The sequence below is a fragment of the Litorivivens sp. genome, assembly GCF_041624475.1.
Classification (GTDB): Bacteria; Pseudomonadota; Gammaproteobacteria; order Pseudomonadales; family Spongiibacteraceae; genus Litorivivens.
Window position 1 is genome coordinate 41,063 of the sequence record NZ_JBFJUX010000009.1, and the last position, 15,990, is coordinate 57,052.

The following is a 15,990-nucleotide window of genomic DNA, read 5'->3' on the forward strand; positions in this document are numbered from 1 at the left end:
GCCGTCAATTAATGCCACTCCAACATAATTGCTTTGGTCTGGGCGGATTGACTTGCCAGCTCCTGAGCGCGCTCGCCGAATTTGGCTTCCACCTGATCGCGCTTAAGCTTCATAGTAGGCGTCATCATGCCGTTGTCTATCGACCAGGGTTCTTCCGAAATAATGACCGCGCCGATGCGGGCGTGTTTCTCGATAGCGTTATTCACTTTCTCGGTCTGATCGAGAAGCGCTTTTTCAACAGTTTCCTTTGGCTTTTCCGCAGCGGCCGGTGACAGCACACAGGTCATTACCGTTTTGGAATAGCCGCGGCCCAATAGACAGAGTTGTTCCACGTAGTGACATTCGGCGAAGGCATCTTCAATGGGCGGTGGCGCCACAAATTTGCCCTGCACGGTTTTGAAATAGTCCTTCACCCGGCCAGTGATATAGATAAAGCCGTCCTCATCAATTCGCGCTTTGTCGCCGGTATGGACCCAGCCATCGACAAAGGTTTCCGCCGTTTTCTCCGGCTGTTTGTAGTAGCCGGTGGAGAGACCGTCGGCCTTGCACATCAGCTCATTGTCTTCAGATAGCTTGACCTGCACACCCGGCACCGGACGACCAACCGAGCCGATGCGGCGGTTATCCGGTGTATTGCCGATTAATCCCATGGCTTCGGTCTGGCCAAAGCCTTCGCAGATGGTAATGCCCAGAGTTTCATACCAACGCAGCAGAGAGGCGGGAATGGGGGCGGCGGCTGACAGCAGGATGTCGTAATCGGTGAAGCCCGTCGCCGCCTGAATCAAGGCCTGCGTGCCGGCTTTGTCATCTGCCAGCATGGCGTCCAGGGTCTCCTGTGAGCCGAGTTTGGCGAGAATGCCCTGATGCAGCATTTCCCACACGCGCGGAACACCAAAAAACAGGGTGGGTGCGGTCTCTGACATATCGCGGACCAAAGTGTTTTGGTCTTCGTTATAAGTGATCGTGCCGCAGCACACGAGGCTGTTAATCCATACAATGGCGCGCTCGGCAATATGCGAGAGTGGCAGGTAGGAAAACAGCCGCGGATTCTCACGAATCTGAAAAAAGTCCAGTGCCCGCACGGCGGGGATCAGCATGGAGTCGTGGGTTTGCATAACCCCTTTGGGTAAGCCGGTAGTGCCGGAGGTAAAGGGAATGGTAAACAGTTCATCGTGACGACACTGGTGTTTGGCGCGTTGCCCCTTGAACTCCTGCGCCACGTCGTTCCAGTGCAGGGCGTCGACATCTTCGCCGGCATCAACGCCGGGCAGTACCAGGACCTTGGTGTCAGCAGGCAGAATCGGTTTGATCTTGTCCCAGTTGCTTGCCTCGCCAAGTACGATCAGTTTGACCTCGGCAAAGTTCAATATGTATTCCGTGGTTTCGGCATTCTGGGTGGTAAACAGCGGAATGGAGACATTGCCGGAAGCCAGAATAGCCATGTCTGCCAGCGTCCAGTGTGCACGGTTCTTGGACAGTATGCCGATGCTGGTGCCACTGTCGCCGTACTGGGCTTCGAGCCAGGCGGCGACCGCCTGGAATTCATCAAAAGCCGACTGCCAGGTCCATTCGCTAAAATCGTCACCCTTGCGATCCCGCAGCCAAACCCGATCCGGACAGGCCTCCAGCCAGCGTTGTACATAGTCCATCACGGTGTCGTTTGCCCAGGCCATGCTCATACCTCTTGCTTGTTTATTGTTATCTACGTGCGGCCGACGAGGCCACTGAGCAAGAATAGTCCCTGTGGCTAGTGATTGCCAACCGCCTTGGGAACTTGCGCATTACGCGTGATTTTCTCAGGTCGAATGCAGGCAGTCGCGCGCCCGTATGGGTATGCGCTTTAGAAAGGCAAAGCCCTTCGCTCGCTATGGAACCGCTAAAAACCGTCGTTAATTGTTAACAACCCGGTTGAAATCGGCGCTTCTGTCATTAGCCTGAAATCAGGCGGTATTAATACCGCAGATTCTCTGTTCACTGTTAACTGTTAGAAGGAGGGCTTTATGGCATTTCTACGCTGGATTGCAGCCGTGGCAGTGTTGGCGCTGGCAGCGCCGGCCCTTGCCACTAACCCTTATGCAGAGCCTGACGGTACATGGATCAGCCTGAGTGGTGAGGTGGTAAATCCGGAGAACGATTCATTTATCCTCGACTACGGTGAAAGCGCGGTGACGGTCGAAATGGACGACTGGTCAGTAGATGCTGATGGCGCGGCGCTGGTCGATGGTGACAAAGTTACCGTTTACGGCAAGATCGATGATGACTTCGCCGAATTCACCACCATCGAGGCTGGCAGTGTCTACGTCGAAAGACTTGGCGGGTATTTTTACGCCAGCGCAGCTGACGAGGAGTCATTGCGGTTTAGTATCGTCACGCCAATCGTAGTAGGCGATGTTGAACTGGTAGGCACTGTGTCGAGCGTCGGCACCGATGAATTCACGATTAACTACGGCTTAAAAGATATTACCGTGGACACCAGTGAGCTGATTAACAATCCGCTTGATGGCAAGGGGATGCGTAAGATTGGCGAGGGGGATCTGGTGAGCGTTGACGGATCCGCGGAAGAGGATCTGTTCAATAACCTGGAACTCGTCGCCGACCATGTAATTATCCTTGACCGCAATCACATCTGATCAACTGCACCGCCAGGCTGATTGGTCCGGCGGCAGCGCAAGGGCGCTGTCGCCGTTTTCATCACATTTAATGGACGGAATTACTCGTCTTCTTCACTGCGGCCAATCCACCAGGCCGAGCCATTGGACATCGCGTCGGCCAGGGCCTGAAACTCGATATTTACTTCGCTCTGGTCCGCCATCGCCACCGTTTCCCAGTGGGTGTCTGTCTTCCCCGTCACTCGCAAAACCGTGTCGTTGAATACCAGTTTTCGTCCAATCATCGTGTACTCCCGTTCAGTTGGTTTCAGCTATGAGCCAGCTTCAGCCCAATAATACCAGCGCAAATAAAACCTAAACTTACCAACTTGAGCAAGTCGGCAGATTCCCCAAACAATACAATGCCCAAGATGGCCGTGCCAACCGCGCCGATACCGACCCAGACGGCGTAGGCAGTACCTGCAGGTAGCGTTCTCATGGCTACGCCCAACAGGAGGAAGCTCGCTACCAGACACAAAGCCGTACCCAACGTGGGCCATAGCCGGGTAAAGCCGTCGGCATACTTTAGGCCAATTGCCCAGCCAATTTCCAAAAGCCCCGCCGTAAATAGAATGATCCAGTTCATATTTAGTACGCCATGAGAATAGGGGGCGTCCCCTGCTGATGTTTGAGAGGTGAGGTCGTCCCCACTTCAACTATGAGGTAAACGGTAACGTCGGCTCCGATCACTTGAGTCGGTGCTCACCGCAGTAACTGTAACCAAAATCAGCGTTATGCCGAGCATCTGCAGCCCGGTCAGGCTTTCGTTTAACACCACGACGCCGAATAGCGCCGCGGTGACCGGTTCAACCATTGCCACAATTGAGGCCACCGCCGGCGCGGTATGCCTCAGGCCGACTATATAAAGTATGAACGACAGTCCCGCACCGAGTACACCAATGGCGGCGAACAGCGGCCAGCTCGATGTGGTCAAGGCAGTGGTGGTTTGGTCTGCGTCGCCGGGCCAGACCAGAACAACAGTCAGTAGCGCAAACGCTATCACGAGAATGGCCTGTGGGCTGCCGTGCGGCGCCGCATATTTGAAGCCAAAGATGAATACCGCGTAAGCCAGCCCGGAAAGCAGCCCGGCTGCCAGGCCAAGCACTGTGACGCCGGCCGTGTCTGTGTTGTAGATGCGGGTAAGTAACGCTATACCGAGCATCACAGTTGCGATAGCGGACCATTTACGTGGCGTGGGTTGTTCCAGCTTGAGAACAAAGGACACGAGATAAACGAATACTGGCGCGCAGTACATAAGCATTGCCGCCACTACAACACTGCCCTGCGCGATGCTCACAAAATAGAAAGCAAAATTGCCGGCAACGCCGAGGCCGGCAATCGCTGACCAGAACCACAAGCGGCGATTGCCCAAGCCACTGCCTTGCGGGCGCAGTGCCAGCCAGGCGAGAACAAACAGCAGCCCGATCGCGCCCCGGTAGAAGGACACCACGAAGGCGTCCCAGCCTTCGGCGATGAGGATTCCGCCAATACCACCGGACAGCCCCCAGCATAGCGCTGCGAGAGCCACGAACATTGTACTCGCATTCGCCAATTGCTCTCTCCTGCTGTCTGAACTGACATTGTCGGTGACGACATTGGGAAGCACTTTTCAGATCAATAATTCTGCAGGCTTGATTGGGCGCAGGAAAGCGCTTCCGGATGCCAACGAAGACACGCCTGATGATAGGAGCTGCGTTATCAATTTAATAGGTAAATACTTGGGCCGGCATGTGGGTGTCAACCGGACAAGGCATGTCATTGTCTGATTGGTCACGCTTATGCAGCATAGGCCTTGAATAACAAAGGAGATTGCCATGCCCGTTGTAAACCCCTCTCGTGCCCAGTTTGATGCCATGCTGGCGATGCCTGCCGGTGAGCCGGTGTACATGCTGAACCTGCTGCGCTTTCGCGAACAGGCGGACTACGGTGAGCGCGACGACATTGAGGCCTGCAGCGGTCGCAAAGCCTATGCCCGCTATGGGGCCGGCATTGCCGACATTCTGCAGAAGGTGGGTGGCCGTCCGGTGTGGCAGGGCGACGCACAGCTGAGTTTTATTGCGCCAGAAGGCGAGGTGTGGGATGAGTGCCTGTTGGTGCGCTACCCGGATGTGAAAGCCTTTCAGGCGATGCTCACCAACCCGGATTATCAGGCGCAGACCTTCCACCGGGATGCGGCGCTTGTGGATGCGCGGTTGGTGATTACCCACACCGCGCTGGTCGATTTCCCGAAAGACGGCCTATAGAGCGGGTCGGCCGGGATCAGTTGCTCTGAACAATGGCGTCCGGCAGTCGCAGCTCATAGGTTTCACCGGTGCCAAAGCGGCGCTGGGAGCTGAAATAGAGCCTGGAGCCGTCTGGAGAAAAGGCCGGGCCGCAGATTTCCGAGCCGGGGTGAAATACCTCAACCAGCGGTATGGCCTGGCGATTGGGCTGCACGACCATAATGCGTGAGCTGGGCGATGAGGGCGGGTCTTCCGCTACCAGTATGTCGCCCCAGGGGCTGACAGTCAGGTTGTCCACATCGCCAAAGTCCGGCTCGATCTGGCTGTTGTCGAAAATCAGCTCAACCAGCTGGTTTTCAATGTCCAATGCCCAAACCCGATTGTCGCCTTTGGTGGTAAAGAACACTAAGCCGCGAGTATCAACACTGCCGCCTTCAGGCGTGTTGGCACCCGGTGAGACGGGGGCGGGCAGTTCGTAGTACCAGAGACCTTCGCCGCCATCAAAAAGAGTGCCGGGGGAGTTGCCGCCCGCCGCTTCGATATCGCTGCGCACGCCGGGCTGGGCTTCATCCGGGCGTACCGCATCTTTCCAGCTGACGCGGCGCAAGGTTGTCAGGGCTGTATCGTTGTCTTCGTAGCCGCCGTCTTCCAGCCCGGCAATATTCATCACCTGCAGCGTGCCCTGTTCCATGCGCAGCCGGCCGCTGCTGTCCACATCGGCGCTGTCGGCTACCCAGCGGTAGAAGCGGCCATCGCCGGTATCCTCGGTCAGATAGATCACGCGGTTTATGGGGTCTACTGCAATCGCCTCGTGGGGGAATTTACCCAGCGCCGGTTTGGCGATGCCTTCGCCGGGCTGAAACGGATCGCATTCGAAACACAGGCCATCGCTGACTTCTTCGCAGGATACCCAGGTATTCCACGGCGTTTTGCCGCCGGCGCAGTTCTGGCGGGTCTGGGTGAGAATGGGATAGGCATCGTCCACTTCACCGTTGGCATTGAACGCAATGGCGCCGCAACCGCCCAGGGGGAAGACGGGCACTTCCGAGTTGGAGGTGTAAATCCAGCCGCCGTCAGGCCTGCTGTAGCAGGCGCCGCCATCGGGAAAGCGGTGCCAGCTGTACGTGCTCAGCGGTGTCTGTGCGCCTGGCGTCGGCACCGGCAGTTGCGATGTTGCTACCGCGCGAATGGCAAAACCCGCCGGTATCGCGATTTGGGTAATTGGGTCGGGTGCCCCCAGCGCGCTGATATTGGCCAGCGGACCGAGCGGTATATTCAGTTCGCTCAGATTGGCGGGTACAAAAGGCGCTGAGTCGGCTGCAGAGGAGCTTGAAGAGCTATTGCAGGCGCTTAACAACGGGCCAAGGCTGGCGCCGGCGGAGGCATAAAAGGCATTGCGCAACAAACGGCGGCGGGTGGTTTTGGGATTCATAACGATTCTCTTACTGCGGCGTGTAGCTCTGAGTTCGTGACGATTATCCGCAATAAATATGACAGTTCGGTTACTTGCACCTGGTCCCGTGCTTGTTAAGCTCGCTGCATGACGGATTTACAAAGTGTATTGAATGCTCTGGTGGGCTTTCTTTGGGGGCCGCCGCTGGTGGCATTGTTGGCCGGCGGCGGGCTGTTCTTTCTGCTGTATTCCCGGTTTCTGCCCTATCGTTATCTGGGGCAGGGTGTGCGCCTCTTGCTGCGCCCGGCTGATTCCGAGGATCCGGGCCAGCTGTCGCATTTTCAAGCACTGAGCACCGCGCTGTCCGGCACGCTGGGTATGGGCAATGTGGCGGGCGTGGCGCTGGCCATTGCCATGGGCGGGCCGGGCGCCATTTTCTGGATGTGGATGAGCGCCCTGCTCGGGATTGCCACCAAGTTTTATACCTGCACCCTGGCGGTCATGTTTCGCGGCAAAGACAGCGAGGGCGAATGGCAGGGTGGGCCGATGTATGTCATTCGCGAGGGCTTGGGGCAGCGCTGGCAGCCTCTGGCGCTGTTTTTTGCCTTTGCCGGTTTGCTTGGCACCATGCCGATCTTTCAGGTGAACCAACTGGTGCAGGTGGTGCGCGATACGCTGGCGGTGCCGATGGGGCTGGCTGGAGATCAGTTTTTTTTGTTCGAGCTTGGTTTTGGTTTGATCCTGGCGCTGTTAGTTATTGTGGTGGCACTGGGGCAACTCCCGCGCCTTGGTCGGGTAACTGCTGTGCTGGTACCCGCTATGGTTGTGGGCTATTTGCTGTTAACGGCGGTGGTGTTGATTACCCATGCCAGTGAAGTGCCTGCAGCGCTGGCTTTGATTATTCGCGATGCTTTCAGTGGTGAGGCGGCGGCGGGCGGTGTGCTGGGTGCGGTGATCATTACCGGCTTTCGGCGCGCGGCTTTCTCCAATGAGGCGGGTATTGGCACAGAAGCCATGGCTCACGGCGCCGCACGCACCTGTGAACCAGTGCGAGAAGGATTGGTGGCGATGCTCGGCCCGATTATTGATACCTTGATTGTGTGTACCTGCACGGCGCTGGTGATTCTGATCAGTGGCGTGTGGCAAAGCGCGGATGTCGACGGTGTCACCTTGACCGCGCTGGCCTTTCAAAAGCTGTTTCCGGTCGGCGGCGCCTGGCTGCTGGCTCTGCTGGTGAGTGTGCTCAGTATGAGTACGGTTTTCACTTTCTGGTATTACGGCAGCAAGTGCCTGGGTTTTCTGATCGGGGCGAAGCACCAGCATCATTATGTCTGGATTTACGCGACGCTGGTGGTGTGCGGTGCGGTGCTGTCCTTGAATCTGATCGTCAGCCTGATCGATTCCATGTACGCGCTGATGGCGATCCCCACCATGACCTCGGCGCTGTTGTTAGCGCCGAAGGTCAATGCGGCTGCGCGCCGCTACTTTGCCACTACCAGCGAAAGCTGAGGGTGGTAAACAGTTCGCGGCCGGGGTTCTGGCTGGGGTTGTAGGTGCCGGGGAAGAGAGCGGTATCAATAACCTGATTCAGCTCGCGCTCGTCGGTCAGGTTTTTGCCACCCACCGTCAGCGCCCAACCGTGATCCAGGCTCTTCAACGAAATATGCGCAGAGTAGGTCACAGTGTCCGGAATCTCGGTATTGGGGTCGAGATCTGTGTCGGTAAAGTGGCTGCTCTGGTAGTTGATATTCAGCGCCGTTTTCAGCATGAAACTGCCAATCGTGTATTCCAGTGTCGGGCTGAGGGTGCCACTCCACTCCGGCGCAAAGGCAAGCGTTTCGCCACCCAGATTCTGCTGCGCGCCCTGACCTTCTGAGATAGGTGCCGGCGCTGCGGGGTACTCGTCGTATTCGGCCTTCAGGTAGCCTATCGAGCCATTGATGGTCAGGGGGGCGTAGGGCGTCAGCCATTGCACATCCAGCTCGAGGCCTTGTGAGACCGCCGAGGCCGCATTAGTTACATCAAAGAACAAACCGTTAAAGGCCAGTACCTGAAGGTCGTCGAACTCCATGCGATAGGCGGTGGCATTGAGCTTCAGTGTGTTTTCAAGAATCTGGCTGCGAACCCCAATTTCAAAGCTCTGGGCTTTTTCCGGCTCGTATTCCAGATCTTCGCCGGTAAAGGAAATGGAGTTTACGCCGCCACTTTTAAAGCCCTTAGACCAGGCGCCGTACATAGACACATCGTTATTGAAAAAGTAGGTCAGCGCGACCTTGGGCGAGACGTTGGTTTCGGTGCGCTCAATCTCGCCGGGGGCGTAATCCTGGGCGCTGATAACAGTTGAGGTAATGCAGGGTGCCAATGCCTTGTTAGTGCAGACGCTGGTGCCGGTTGGGGTCGATTTTTTCACTTCCCGGTTAAAGCGGATGCCGGGGGTCAGTGTCCAGTTTTCGGTTATATCCCAGGTCATCTGGCCAAACAGGGCGGTCGCTTCCGTGTCCTGGAAATAATCAAAGCGATAGTAATCGGTTTCGTTGACCGAGCCAGTCAGAGGTGGCAGGTTGCCACCGATTAACCCGCCAAAAGGGTTGCCCGGTGTCGAGCTGCTGCCGGAAAGCAGTTGCTGCGCATCGTCGGTTGTCGCATAGGAGGCAATATCCTGGCCTATGATAACGTCGGCAATGATTCGAAAGTCAGACTGGAAGTAGTAAGCGCCGGCAATAAATTCCACGTTATTGCCCAGGCCAAACAAACTGTTGGCAGACCCGTTAAAACGCCACTCAACCGACTCCTGTCGGTAGTCATCCACTTCGTCAAGGTTGAGCAGGTCAGCAGGAGAGACGTCCAGGTCCTGAAACTGCTCAACGTCCAGCCACGACACGCCAACAATAAAAGTCGTGCCCAGTTCATTCAGCCCCCACATTTCACCGAAGGAGTAATTCACGTTGGTGAGTACGGTGTCCGAGCCTTTGAACATTTCGCCCGGATTGTTGAAACTGGTCTGGAAGTTAGTGGGGTCGTCTTCAATCTGTGGGTCGAACTGGCTCAGATAGTCGCGGGTATCGTTATCCAGGTTCATTAGTTGGCGCGGCCAGAAGTTAAGCGTGGTGTCAGAGGTTTGCGCCACCAGGTCAACCGCCAGTGCATCGCTCGGGTTCCACTCCAGCTTCAATCGAAAGGCGTCCTGATTGCGGGTGTCTTCTTTGCGGTTGAGCTTGGTGTTATCCATGCGTCCGTCACGGTCTGACACCAGCGCAGAGGCGCGAAGGGCCAGGCTGGGTGACAGCCGATAACCAACGCCCGCCTCCAGCCGGGTATCGCCGAAATCGCCGTGTTTGTAGGAGAGGTTTCCGGCGCTGCCTTCTTCATCGGGTGCACTGCGCGAGCTGACGTTGAATACGCCCGCGATGGTGTTCTTGCCGAACAGCGTACCTTGGGGGCCGCGCAAAACCTCGACCCGCTCAAGATCAAACATGGACTCGGTAAAGTAGGTGCCGCGTCCGAAAAAGATCTCGTCCTGCACAAGCCCAACGGCGGGTTCGAAGCTGGGGTTGAAGGTGTTGGTACCAAAGCCGCGAATAAAAACCTGAGGCGAGGAGGGGCTGGTAAATTCCACTCGCACATTGGGCACGTAAGTGGAGACCTCTACCAGATCACCTATGGCGTTGTCCTGCATAAAGTCACCGGACAGGGCGCTCACAGAAATGGGCACATCCTGCAGGCTCTGCTGAGTTTTCTGGGCGGTAACCACGACTTCCTCGATCACCCGCGCCTGTTGCGCGGCGAGAGTGGTGCTGAGCAGGCTCAGGGTCGTAGCGGTCGCAAGACGTCGAGTCAGGCCAGGCATGGTGTCAGTCCCCTTTTTTATGTGGCTTAAATGCTTGTCATTGTATGGGTGTATAGCCAGCCAAAAGACTGGCTGTTAGCAGTGCGATGCCTGTTAACAAGAGTAACAGGAAAACCGCGATACGAAAGCGTGCTTCACTAATACGGTGGTGGAGCCACTCACCTGCAATCACACCGACTACGACCACGGGTAGAAATGCGGCAATGCGTGGCAGGGCGGGCAGCAGGCTGCCGTCGACAACGAAAATGAGGGTCAGCAGCGAGTTGAGGCTGAACCATACACTGATCAGCGTGGCGCGAAAGCGGGCCTTGTCGAGGGATACTCCGGTCAGTGAATACACCAGCAGCGGGCCGCCGGAGGCAAACAGGCCGTGGGTAACGCCGGCGGCAAGCATCCAGCCGCGGGTCCACCAATTACCGTGGGTCGCGCGCGCGGAGGCATTTGCCTTCAGCAGAAAATACAGCTCGCGTCCGGCAAACCAGATAATCAGCAGGGCAAACAAACTGCGCAGACCCGCATCGCCCAGCCAGGGCCGCAGGCCGTAGCCGAGCAAGGTGCCCAAGCCCATAATGGGCAGAATAAGGCGCAGCAGGGTGGACCAGTGAATGTGCTGGCGGTGGCGCAGCGCCAGATAGCCCGTCATGCAGATGTTGAGCGGTACCAGCACCGGCAGCATGTCAGGAATCGGCAGCAGCAGGGCGCCCAGTGACAGGGCGATCACAATGCTGCCGAAACCGGTAACCGCCTCAATGGTGTAGGCCACAAACACGAACAGGGCCAGCCATAGCCAGGGGTTCTCTAAAAGAGCGGCTAAATCCATCAGCGCTGCTCCAGTTCGACCGCAAAGCGTTTGCGGGTCATGCGTTGGAAAAAACCGGGTGCAATGCGCCACAGAATGCTGGCAAAGAGGGTAAAGCGATTGGGAAACAGGCGCGGCTTGCGTTTCTCCAGTGCGCTGACAATATTGCGCGCTAGCTCGCCGGCGTCATCAATGCGACCGATGGTGGAGCGTGCGTGTTTGGCAGGCTGGCCGTCGCCGCCCAAGGCATTTTTTTCGATGGGTGTATCGAGAAAGGACGGGTAGACCATCAGCACGTGAATGCCATTGTCGACTTCTTCCATGCGCAGCACTTCGAAAAACTGCGCCAGTGCGGACTTGGCGGCGCAGTAGCCCGCGCGCCCCGGCACCGGCATCCAGCCTGCCATTGAGCCAATATTGATAATCGCGCCCCGGGTTTTATAGAGAGCTGGCAGCAGTGCCAGTGCCAGCTCCATGGGGGCCTGCCAATCGACGGCCATCACTTTTTTCATCACCGCGGGTGAGGTATTGGCCGCCAGTGAACGCTGGGTGATGCCGGCGTTGTTTACCAGCACGTCGAGCGAACCAAGCCCGTTTTCAACCTCGGCGCGAATCTGCTCAACCGCGTCCGTGTCGGTCAGGTCGCAGGCCAGTGTGCTGACGCGCTCGCCCAGTTCCGCTGCGCGCTGACTCAACCCTTCGGCGTCGCGATCCACCAGCAGCAGACGATCGCCTCGCTGATGAAACACGCGGCTCATTTCCCAACCCAGCCCGCTGGCGGCACCAGTGATCAACACGGTTTTCATACTTGCGGCCTCTCCTGTTTTAGTCGGTTTTCAACAAACAGCTGGAAAACCTCGCTGGAGGTCAGCTGCGGGGTGTAGCCGAACTCTTCTTTCAGGCGGCGATTGCTGAGCACCGGCCGGTAACGCAGAAAGTTGATCTGCTGGGGAGAATAGCGGGTCAGGCCCAGCGCCTTGCCGATGGTTAGCGCCAGTTTCAACAGTCCCGCAGGTATCGATATAACACGTTTGTTAAGTCGCTTGGCAATTTCGTGAATACTGAGCGCGCCATCGCCGGCCAGGTTGTAAATGCCGCTTTTCGATTCGCGAATGCCTTTTTCAATAATGTCGAGTACGTCTTCATCCCAGATAAACACAAAAGGCGAATCCGACCCGCTGATGCCCAGCAGCATCGACTTATCAAAAAGATTGGTGATCTGATTGCGAGTTTCTGCGCCGAGTACCGTGCCGGGACGAAGAATTAATTGCTGCAACTGCGGGTGCTGCTCGCGAACCTCGGCGAGATAGTTTTCGACCATGGCCTTGTGTTTGGAGTAGGCAAATTCCGGGTTGCCGCGCAGGGCATCTTTCTCGTCTATCCAGTTGGGGTTGTCCGCGTGATAGCCATAGGCGGCACCGGAGCTGGTGACTGTCAGATGCTTCACGCCACCTTGCAGACAGGCAGCAACCACATTGCGGGTGCCGTTGACGTCGATGTCGTAGTCGCGCGCTTCGTCGCCGGAACTTTCCAGAACCGAGGCGAGATGCACCACATGACTGATCGCATGTTTGGTAACGATCTCAGTCAGCCGCGCATCACGAATGTCGCAGACTTCAAAATTGTCAGCGGGACTTTCGGGCTCCCGAATATCAACGCCGATCACCGGCATGTGTTTTGCCAGTCGCGCGGCTAGACGGGAGCCGATATAGCCGGCGGCGCCGGTAATCAGAACTTTTTCAGTGGCCATGAGAGTTAACCTGTCGTGTTGCGTCGGGAAGTGTCTGGCGCGACCAGATCAGGGCCAGCGTCAGCCCGGCAATCAGGTGCCAGAAGCTCCAGAAGCCGGCGATCAGCATCATGCCGCCCGCTTCCGGGAAAAACGTAAAAATAATGGAGAGACCCAGCGCCGTGTTCTGGATGCCGACTTCCATGGTGACTGCTCGCCGTTCTGCGATTGGCAGTCGCAGCAGCCGGCCGGACACATTGCCTATGCTCAGGGCGACCACATTGTGAATCATCACCAGTATCAGGATCTGCCCCGCGTACTGCACAAAGCTGTCGACGTTGTTAGCGAAGGCAATCACCACGAATAGTAAAAATACCAGCAAGGTGATGACGCGCATGGGCTTGTCGGCTTTTTCGGCCAGTTCCGGGTGGCGCTTGCCAATCGCCATACCCAGTAACAAGGGCAGCACCAGTACCAGACCTACCAGTGCGAGCAGGCTGACCGGGTCCAGTGAAATCTCGCGCAGCAGCGGTCGGGTGAGCGGGTTGAGGTAGCCGTAAAGGGTGAAGTTAAAGGGCGTCATCACAATGGCGGCGAGACTGGAAACCGCCGTCATGCTGACTGACACTGGAACGCTGGCCTTGCCCAGCCAGGTCATCACGTTGGAAAAGCTGCCGCCGGGGCAGGAGGCGACCAGTATCATACCCAGCGCCAGTTGCGGCTCTACGCCGGCCAGCGCGGTGCCCAGACAGGTAATGGCGGGCAGCAGAACAAACTGGGCCAGCAGGCCGGCAGCCGGTGCACGGGGTTGGCGAATCACCCGCACGAAATCCGCACCGGTCAGTTTCAGCGATACGCCGAAGATCATCCCCGCAAGGATGGCATTCAGTACCAGCAGGTTGCCCGGGCTGAACGCCACGTCAACCTGGGAAAAGTCGCTCATGCGGGCTGCTCGCTGGCAGGCAGGTCTCGCTTGAGCTCACGAATATGCTTGGCGATGGCTTTTTTGTAGGTGTCTTTGTGCACGTAGTAAGCCATGCGCTCCAGTTCGAGGTAGTTGTAGCCACCGTCGAGTCGTTCGCCGCCAAACTGGTGAATGGTCTGCTGCATGTGTTGTCCGGATGCGCGACCAGCTTCGCGTTGCTTGATATAGAGGGCGACCATTTCGGCCTGCTCGTTACGGCCTTCCCAGCCGAGCCCGGCGGCTTCAATCATACCCATTACAAACAGTGAATCCTGTTTCGGGTTGAATATGTTGAGGTATAGAGAAGGCGCGCCGCCCTGATCCCAGTTCAGGTACTTTTTGTCGATAAAGGGGTAGTGAAGGTGGTAGCCGGTGGCCAGCAGAATCAGGTCGTAGTCGCCCTGTTCGCCATTGGTAAAGCTGACGGTGTGGCCGTCGATAGCCTTGATGTCCCGGCGCGGCGCAATATCACCGTGGCCGATATGGTGCAGTACCAGCGAGTTGATAACCGGGTGGGATTCGTACATCCGGTAGTCAGGTTCCGGCAGGCCGTAATCCGAGGGTTTGCCAACCACCATCTTGATCAGTGTGGCATCAAGGCGTTGCTTCAGCGGGCGCGGCAGTTTGATCGCGCCGCCCAGGGTGTCAGTCGGACGACCGGCGATAAACTTGGGCAGGAAGTAATAGCCGCGACGTACGCTCAAATCCACGCTGGCGGCGCGGTGCACCGCATCCACCGCGATATCGCAGGCGGAGTTGCCGCAACCGACAATCAGTACGCGCTTGCCTTCGAATACCTCCGGGCTGCGATATTCGCTTGAGTGCATAACCTCGCCCGCAAACTCGCCAGGCAGATCGGGCATGTTGGGATGGTGAAGGGTGCCGTTGGCAATCAGTACACCGGCAAAGTTATCTGTCTTTTGCTCGCCATTGCATTCGCTGGTCACTTCCCAGCCGCCCTTGCCATCGGGTCCCACTGCTATCACCCGCGTGTTAAAGCGATAGTGGTCATAGAGCTTGAAGTGAGCGGCGAAGTCGCGAAAATACTGGCGCAGCTCGGAATGGTGAGGGTAGGGCGCCCCGTCCCTGGCCATTGGGAATTCCGCGAATTCAGTCATATGGCGCGACGAAATCAGATGAGCGGATTCGTACATGGTGCTGTGGGGGTTATCGATATCCCACAGGCCACCCACGTCACTGTTGAGTTCAAATCCGACAAAAGGGATGTTGTACTTCTGCAGGTTGCGGGCTGTGGCCAGGCCCATGGGGCCGGCACCGATGACAGCGTACATAGTGGAGCCTCTGATGTTATGCTTTCAGACCATAATAAAGGAGGCACAGGCTGGCGTGATGGCTTTTTCGGGACGGACTCAGGTTAATTAGGGACGCTATGCGCGCGCAACCCAGTGTCACTCAACAGTTCACTCAAGGCATCCTGCAGGGCGCACAGCGCTCGGGCATTGTGCTGCCTGAAAGTCTGCTGACACGGCTGCCCGCCGATGGCCGCACTCCGCTGGCCTTGCAGGACGAGCTCTGGGAAGCCTACTGCCAGCTCAGCAATGACCCCTTGCTCGGCATCCGTTTGGGCCTGTCACTGCACGTCGGTCATCTGGATCTGGTGGGCATGTTGCTGATGAGCTGCGAAACCCTGGGCGAGGCGCTCGACATGCTGGTGGACTATCACCCCATTGTCGGCGAAGGCGGCGATTTCAGTCTGGCCTTTCACGGCCGGCAATGCCATCTGGTCTACCAGCCTCACTACAGTGTGCGGCGTCGGGAGCGAGTAGAAGCGGTCATGGCCTGTGTGCTGAATATGGCGCGCTGGGTGTCTGGTGGTGATTTCGAAGGCTGCCATCTGCAATTTACCAGTACCCCCGCCGCGTCCATCGAGGATTACCGGGCGTGTCTGGCGGTGGATGTGGCGTTCTCGGCTGATACCGATGCCTTGTGCTTCAGTGAGTCTCTTCAGGCCATGCCATTGATTCAGGCTAATGCTGCCATTCGCGACCATCTGCGACCGTTGGCCGACAATATTCTGGCCGGCCTGGACAGTGCAAGCCTCAGCGCCCAGGTGCAGCAGCTGCTGCGTCAACAGCCGCGATGGGGCAAGGAGCGGGTGGCTGACCAACTGGGCATCAGCGGTCGTCATCTGGTGCGCAAGCTGCAGGAAGAGGGCAGTAGTTTTCGTCTATTACGCGCCACTGTTTTACAGCAGCTGGCTGAGCAATTCTTGCGCGCAGGTGAAACGGTCAGCCGTACTGCTGAAGCATTGGGATTTTCTGATGAGAGCGCCTTTGTAAAAGCGTTTAAGCGTTGGGCGGGAACCACGCCTGCCCAATATCGACTTAGTTACGATGCGCAGCAGGCGGGCGAAGACTAAGGCATCTG

Annotated in this window: 15 protein-coding genes; 4 read left to right on the plus strand and 11 right to left on the minus strand. The window is 57.3% G+C overall.

What is annotated here, in order from left to right:
* Window positions 1-8 precede the first annotated feature (8 nt).
* Window positions 9-1,673 carry a long-chain fatty acid--CoA ligase gene (locus tag ABY734_RS10820; protein ID WP_372779125.1) on the minus strand — a complete coding sequence of 555 codons (1,665 nt, stop codon included), beginning with the start codon at window positions 1,671-1,673 and terminating at the stop codon, window positions 9-11.
* Window positions 1,674-2,000: 327 nt separating this feature from the next.
* Here ABY734_RS10820 and ABY734_RS10825 point away from each other — a divergent pair, with 327 nt between their 5' ends.
* Complete coding sequence (locus tag ABY734_RS10825; RefSeq protein WP_372779127.1) at window positions 2,001-2,630, plus strand: hypothetical protein; 630 nt, start codon at window positions 2,001-2,003, stop codon at window positions 2,628-2,630.
* An 80-nt stretch (window positions 2,631-2,710) separates the two neighbouring features.
* Here ABY734_RS10825 and ABY734_RS10830 read toward each other — a convergent pair whose 3' ends face one another.
* The 3 genes from ABY734_RS10830 to ABY734_RS10840 form a co-directional block, all read right to left on the minus strand.
* Window positions 2,711-2,893, minus strand: coding sequence for a hypothetical protein (locus tag ABY734_RS10830; RefSeq protein ID WP_372779129.1), 183 nt, complete (start codon window positions 2,891-2,893; stop codon window positions 2,711-2,713).
* Between the two features lie 23 nt (window positions 2,894-2,916).
* Window positions 2,917-3,234, minus strand: coding sequence for a quaternary ammonium compound efflux SMR transporter SugE (sugE, locus tag ABY734_RS10835; RefSeq protein WP_372779131.1), 318 nt, complete (start codon window positions 3,232-3,234; stop codon window positions 2,917-2,919).
* Window positions 3,235-3,300: 66 nt separating this feature from the next.
* The gene (locus ABY734_RS10840; protein ID WP_372779133.1) at window positions 3,301-4,182 is read right to left on the minus strand and encodes a DMT family transporter; all 882 of its coding nucleotides are present in this window, start codon (window positions 4,180-4,182) and stop codon (window positions 3,301-3,303) included.
* Window positions 4,183-4,462: 280 nt separating this feature from the next.
* On the opposite strand from ABY734_RS10840, the gene ABY734_RS10845 reads away from it, so the two are divergent.
* Window positions 4,463-4,891 (plus strand): DUF1330 domain-containing protein, encoded by a 429-nt coding sequence (locus ABY734_RS10845; RefSeq protein WP_372779134.1) that lies wholly within the window; start codon window positions 4,463-4,465, stop codon window positions 4,889-4,891.
* A gap of 16 nt (window positions 4,892-4,907) precedes the next feature.
* On the opposite strand, the gene ABY734_RS10850 is transcribed toward ABY734_RS10845, so the two are convergent.
* Window positions 4,908-6,302 (minus strand): alkaline phosphatase PhoX, encoded by a 1,395-nt coding sequence (locus ABY734_RS10850; RefSeq protein ID WP_372779135.1) that lies wholly within the window; start codon window positions 6,300-6,302, stop codon window positions 4,908-4,910.
* A gap of 108 nt (window positions 6,303-6,410) precedes the next feature.
* Here ABY734_RS10850 and ABY734_RS10855 point away from each other — a divergent pair, with 108 nt between their 5' ends.
* Complete coding sequence (locus ABY734_RS10855) at window positions 6,411-7,772, plus strand: alanine/glycine:cation symporter family protein (protein WP_372779137.1); 1,362 nt, start codon at window positions 6,411-6,413, stop codon at window positions 7,770-7,772.
* On the opposite strand, the gene ABY734_RS10860 is transcribed toward ABY734_RS10855, so the two are convergent.
* Genes ABY734_RS10860 through ABY734_RS10885 form a run of 6 tightly spaced genes read right to left on the minus strand, consistent with a single transcriptional unit; the run spans window position 7,756 to window position 14,894 of the window.
* A complete protein-coding gene (locus ABY734_RS10860) occupies window positions 7,756-10,110 on the minus strand; it encodes a TonB-dependent receptor (RefSeq protein ID WP_372779138.1) in 2,355 nt (784 codons plus the stop codon). The genes ABY734_RS10855 and ABY734_RS10860 overlap by 17 nt on opposite strands.
* Window positions 10,111-10,147: 37 nt before the next feature.
* Complete coding sequence (locus ABY734_RS10865; RefSeq protein ID WP_372779139.1) at window positions 10,148-10,930, minus strand: sulfite exporter TauE/SafE family protein; 783 nt, start codon at window positions 10,928-10,930, stop codon at window positions 10,148-10,150.
* Window positions 10,930-11,715: an SDR family NAD(P)-dependent oxidoreductase gene (locus ABY734_RS10870; protein WP_372779140.1), complete on the minus strand. Its 786-nt coding sequence runs from the start codon at window positions 11,713-11,715 to the stop codon at window positions 10,930-10,932. The genes ABY734_RS10865 and ABY734_RS10870 overlap by 1 nt, the downstream gene beginning before the upstream one ends.
* A complete protein-coding gene (locus ABY734_RS10875; RefSeq protein ID WP_372779141.1) occupies window positions 11,712-12,659 on the minus strand; it encodes an SDR family oxidoreductase in 948 nt (315 codons plus the stop codon). Before ABY734_RS10875 ends, ABY734_RS10870 begins: the two co-directional genes overlap by 4 nt.
* A complete protein-coding gene (locus ABY734_RS10880; protein WP_372779143.1) occupies window positions 12,649-13,581 on the minus strand; it encodes a bile acid:sodium symporter family protein in 933 nt (310 codons plus the stop codon). Before ABY734_RS10880 ends, ABY734_RS10875 begins: the two co-directional genes overlap by 11 nt.
* A complete protein-coding gene (locus ABY734_RS10885) occupies window positions 13,578-14,894 on the minus strand; it encodes a flavin-containing monooxygenase (protein WP_372779144.1) in 1,317 nt (438 codons plus the stop codon). The genes ABY734_RS10880 and ABY734_RS10885 overlap by 4 nt, the downstream gene beginning before the upstream one ends.
* Before the next feature lie 98 nt (window positions 14,895-14,992).
* Here ABY734_RS10885 and ABY734_RS10890 point away from each other — a divergent pair, with 98 nt between their 5' ends.
* Window positions 14,993-15,982 carry an AraC family transcriptional regulator ligand-binding domain-containing protein gene (locus tag ABY734_RS10890; RefSeq protein WP_372779145.1) on the plus strand — a complete coding sequence of 330 codons (990 nt, stop codon included), beginning with the start codon at window positions 14,993-14,995 and terminating at the stop codon, window positions 15,980-15,982.
* The last annotated feature ends 8 nt before the right edge of the window (window positions 15,983-15,990 follow it).

What these genes read in the sequence shown, in the direction of transcription:
- ABY734_RS10820 (WP_372779125.1), bottom strand. Translation starts at nt 1,673, where the DNA reads ATGGCCTGGGCAAACGACACCGTGATGGACTATGTACAACGCTGGCTG.
- ABY734_RS10825 (WP_372779127.1), top strand. Translation starts at nt 2,001, where the DNA reads ATGGCATTTCTACGCTGGATTGCAGCCGTGGCAGTGTTGGCGCTGGCA.
- ABY734_RS10830 (WP_372779129.1), bottom strand. Translation starts at nt 2,893, where the DNA reads ATGATTGGACGAAAACTGGTATTCAACGACACGGTTTTGCGAGTGACG.
- sugE (WP_372779131.1), bottom strand. Translation starts at nt 3,234, where the DNA reads ATGAACTGGATCATTCTATTTACGGCGGGGCTTTTGGAAATTGGCTGG.
- ABY734_RS10840 (WP_372779133.1), bottom strand. Translation starts at nt 4,182, where the DNA reads ATGTTCGTGGCTCTCGCAGCGCTATGCTGGGGGCTGTCCGGTGGTATT.
- ABY734_RS10845 (WP_372779134.1), top strand. Translation starts at nt 4,463, where the DNA reads ATGCCCGTTGTAAACCCCTCTCGTGCCCAGTTTGATGCCATGCTGGCG.
- ABY734_RS10850 (WP_372779135.1), bottom strand. Translation starts at nt 6,302, where the DNA reads ATGAATCCCAAAACCACCCGCCGCCGTTTGTTGCGCAATGCCTTTTAT.
- ABY734_RS10855 (WP_372779137.1), top strand. Translation starts at nt 6,411, where the DNA reads ATGACGGATTTACAAAGTGTATTGAATGCTCTGGTGGGCTTTCTTTGG.
- ABY734_RS10860 (WP_372779138.1), bottom strand. Translation starts at nt 10,110, where the DNA reads ATGCCTGGCCTGACTCGACGTCTTGCGACCGCTACGACCCTGAGCCTG.
- ABY734_RS10865 (WP_372779139.1), bottom strand. Translation starts at nt 10,930, where the DNA reads ATGGATTTAGCCGCTCTTTTAGAGAACCCCTGGCTATGGCTGGCCCTG.
- ABY734_RS10870 (WP_372779140.1), bottom strand. Translation starts at nt 11,715, where the DNA reads ATGAAAACCGTGTTGATCACTGGTGCCGCCAGCGGGCTGGGTTGGGAA.
- ABY734_RS10875 (WP_372779141.1), bottom strand. Translation starts at nt 12,659, where the DNA reads ATGGCCACTGAAAAAGTTCTGATTACCGGCGCCGCCGGCTATATCGGC.
- ABY734_RS10880 (WP_372779143.1), bottom strand. Translation starts at nt 13,581, where the DNA reads ATGAGCGACTTTTCCCAGGTTGACGTGGCGTTCAGCCCGGGCAACCTG.
- ABY734_RS10885 (WP_372779144.1), bottom strand. Translation starts at nt 14,894, where the DNA reads ATGTACGCTGTCATCGGTGCCGGCCCCATGGGCCTGGCCACAGCCCGC.
- ABY734_RS10890 (WP_372779145.1), top strand. Translation starts at nt 14,993, where the DNA reads ATGCGCGCGCAACCCAGTGTCACTCAACAGTTCACTCAAGGCATCCTG.